The sequence below is a fragment of the Methanomassiliicoccales archaeon genome (assembly GCA_014361295.1).
Taxonomy (GTDB): Archaea; Thermoplasmatota; Thermoplasmata; order Methanomassiliicoccales; family JACIVX01; genus JACIVX01.
In genome coordinates this window covers 1-3,425 of sequence record JACIVX010000043.1, presented here as the reverse complement: position 1 = coordinate 3,425, position 3,425 = coordinate 1, and the positions used below count along the sequence as shown (strand labels likewise).

The window sequence follows — 3,425 nt, the reverse complement described above, 5'->3', positions numbered from 1 at the left end:
GAAATGCTTGAAACAAGCAAATGGCATATAACAGATTATGATTATCATTCAGAAAATCACTCATGGTATTGTGGAGTTGAAAGCGCTCCGCATTATCTGAATTGCATGAATGACGCATTGATAAGCCAGGATATTGATTTAACTGGATATGCTGGCAAGAAAGCAATGCTTATGTTCTGGCATAAATACGATATGAGCAGTGGCGATACAGCATATGTTGAAATTTATGCTGATGGAACATGGCAATATCTTGCAAGTTATTCTTATGATCGTGACTGGGTGCAGGAATTCATTGATATAAGCAATTATATTGGAAAGGTAATAAAGATAAGATTCAGATTCTATAGCAATTCCGCTGGAACAGATTTTGGATGGATTATAGATGATATTAAACTTGAAATAAGAGAAGTTAGCGATGCAGTATTTGAAGATAATTTTGATATGTATAAGCATACTGTTAGCTCAACAGCGGTTCCAAGGTTCCCGCCAACAGATGGCTTGACAGAATATGGAGACTGGAGCATAGATGGCTATTGGGCTGGCTATTCGTATTATGGATGGGAGCAATATGTAAGTCCGTGGAGCGATGGCACCATAATTGATGCTGCTGTTGTGCATGGCTATAAGTGGAGCAACCAGGATGAAATTCTTTACTCGCCAGTAATTTATGATTTGCCAAAGTTCAGCAATTTAACATTCAGGCATTACTTCGAGCGCACCTATTCTAATGTATATGCGTATGTATATCTAATAGATGAAAGCGGAGAATGGCATCTATTGAAATCATTTAGCAGTGATGTGCATGATAATGTTGAGGACATCTCTCTATGGGATTATTATGGACAAGACATACAGATAGCATTTGTATTCCAGACAGCATACGGATATGGACATTTTGAAGATGACTACTGGGCAATCTTCTGGGTTGATATAACTTCATATGGCTTCTTAAGGGCTTGTGCTCCAATAACAATAAATTCTTATGATATGCCATTGAATGATTGCGCTGTAGGTGTAGATGCTATATACTGGAGATATGAATGGAATGGTGAAGAAGAAGAAGGATATGGCGATGAGTATTTGTGTGGCTGTGAAATTCCAGGAATAACTCCAGAAGATGAAGAAATTTATGAATACTGGTGGTATGCAATTTATGATAATGGAGAGTATGATAAGGATGAAAGGGTAGGATATATTTCATTTGAAGCACATCTGCCAGAAAACTGCACACATGACTTGTATTACTTTGCAAAAGATAAGCTATGCCATAGTAGCGAGCTTGTGCATGAGCGCTGGTATGTTGATGGAATTGCTCCAGAAACATGGCTTGGCATCAGCTGGGGAGAGCATCCACCGATACCAAGGAATCAATATTATGTGATAAGAGTTGCAATTTATGATAGCTCAATAAATGGAGTAGGAAGTTATTTCACTGGAGGGGTATCAAACAACTATGATGAATTCTATTATGTATTGACAAATGACCCACTGGGAAGATTCATTGTAAATGTAATAACATCGCTTGATTATTCAACATTGCAGAATTATGATGTCCTTGTGCTACCAGATAATGCAGTTCCAAACCAGTGGGTTGATGATGTTGATGCATGGTTCGATGAAGGAAAGAGAATAATTGCTGGAGATAGTGCAGTTTGCTTCGCTGCATACTCTGGCTATATGTGGCCAGGAGCAGTTGGAACAAATGGAAAGGACACTTATTGGGATTATAACTCTCAACCTAATGACCAGAGAATAGAAATATCTCATCCAATAACATCTGGCTACACTGTTGGGCAGATAATTTCAAGTGTTAGTGGAGATGCACAGATGTATATAGATATGCTTCCAGATAATGCAGTTGTTTTAACAGTTAGCGATGAAGATGATAGCAATGCATATGTTGTTTATAGAGAAGTTCCAGGAAAAGGAAGCATTGTTGTCCTTGGAGTATATGATACCCTATATAGCGATGAATATGAGCTAATAAGAAATGCATGCTCATGGAATATATCAGCTGTAGAAATAGAATACTACACTCCAGAAATGATTGAAGAAGGAATGCTAAATGTAATATGCATAAATGATGATGTGCATTTCTATGCAAATCATTATGGCGAAGCATGCGTATATCCATACAACTGGCAGAATAATACATATTATAGATGGGTATGGTATAATGAGACAAGTGGCCAATATGAATTCTATCCAACTCCAGACACGCCTGGAGCAATAAATGGTAGCCAGATTGCGGTTTCAAGCCATGCAGATAAAATACAGTTCAATAATGATTATGATTTCTGGTTTGGACAGGCTCCGCCATTTGGTGGCTATATTTATTGGATGCATTATGATGAGCCATTCTATTTCACAGAAGGATGCGAGCACTGGCTGTATTACTTCAGCAAGGATGATTTATGCAATACAGAAGAGCCAGTTGAATGGCATGTTGGAGTAGATGATATGGAGCCAGTAAGCAATTTAGAATTTGATATAACAAATGGCTGGCTATATTACAATGAAACATCAAATGTATATTACTTCCAGAATTGCTCATGGCTTGTAATAAATACAACGGATATGCCCGCTAACCCGCTTTGCCAGACAGGAATATGGTATGTTAATTATACAGTATGGAGATGGGTAACAAAAGAAGCAGATATAAAGTTGATATCGAATCAGATTAAGAAAGGAACAATATATATCGGCGGAGAAGTTGCGGGAAGCATAACAGATTACATCGATACCAATGGCGATGGGCTGTGGAGCTATTGCGACTACATGTATATTGAGTGGCTTGCACCATACAACGGAATTTACAACGATGGATGGTATCATGTTGAAAGCATATCATTTGTTGGCTACTACAATGTTAAAGTAAGGGAAGTGATGGGCGGTGCTGGTAACTGGGAAGCTCTAATTCCATGGACAACCGCTTATGAATGGGAAGATGGCTTCGATAATGGAAGTGTGAAATATGACAAATATTATGAATACGATGAGGAATATGAAGAATGGAGAGAATACTTCAGGATATGGATACACCTTGGCTCGCTTGTGGATTATTCATGTGGAAAATATGAAATTCACTGGCAGGTGTATGATTACAATAACATGACAGAAGGAGAGAAGAAGCAGGATGTTGTTATAGATTGCACACCTCCAAGAACAAAGAAGGAATTCAGCATGCCATATGTAGAGGAGACAATTGCTGGAGGAGAAACAATTCACTGGGTAACACCAACAACTCAGATATGGCTTAATGCAAGTGAAGATTTCATATGGGATAGCGGAGTAAATGAAATATGGTATCAGTTCTGGAATGAAGAGCCAATATTGCTATGGAAGAGAGGAGATGAAACACATAACAAGAATTACTTCACAATAGAAGAGGCGGTAAGGATAATATTAAATGATCCAGATGCAAC

At 38.1% G+C, this 3,425-nt stretch carries 1 protein-coding gene; it reads left to right on the top strand.

What is annotated here, in order from left to right:
* Positions 1-105 precede the first annotated feature (105 nt).
* Positions 106-3,425, top strand: a 3,320-nt coding sequence (locus H5T41_10875) for a hypothetical protein (GenBank protein ID MBC7109260.1), incomplete at its 3' end; no start/stop codon positions are given.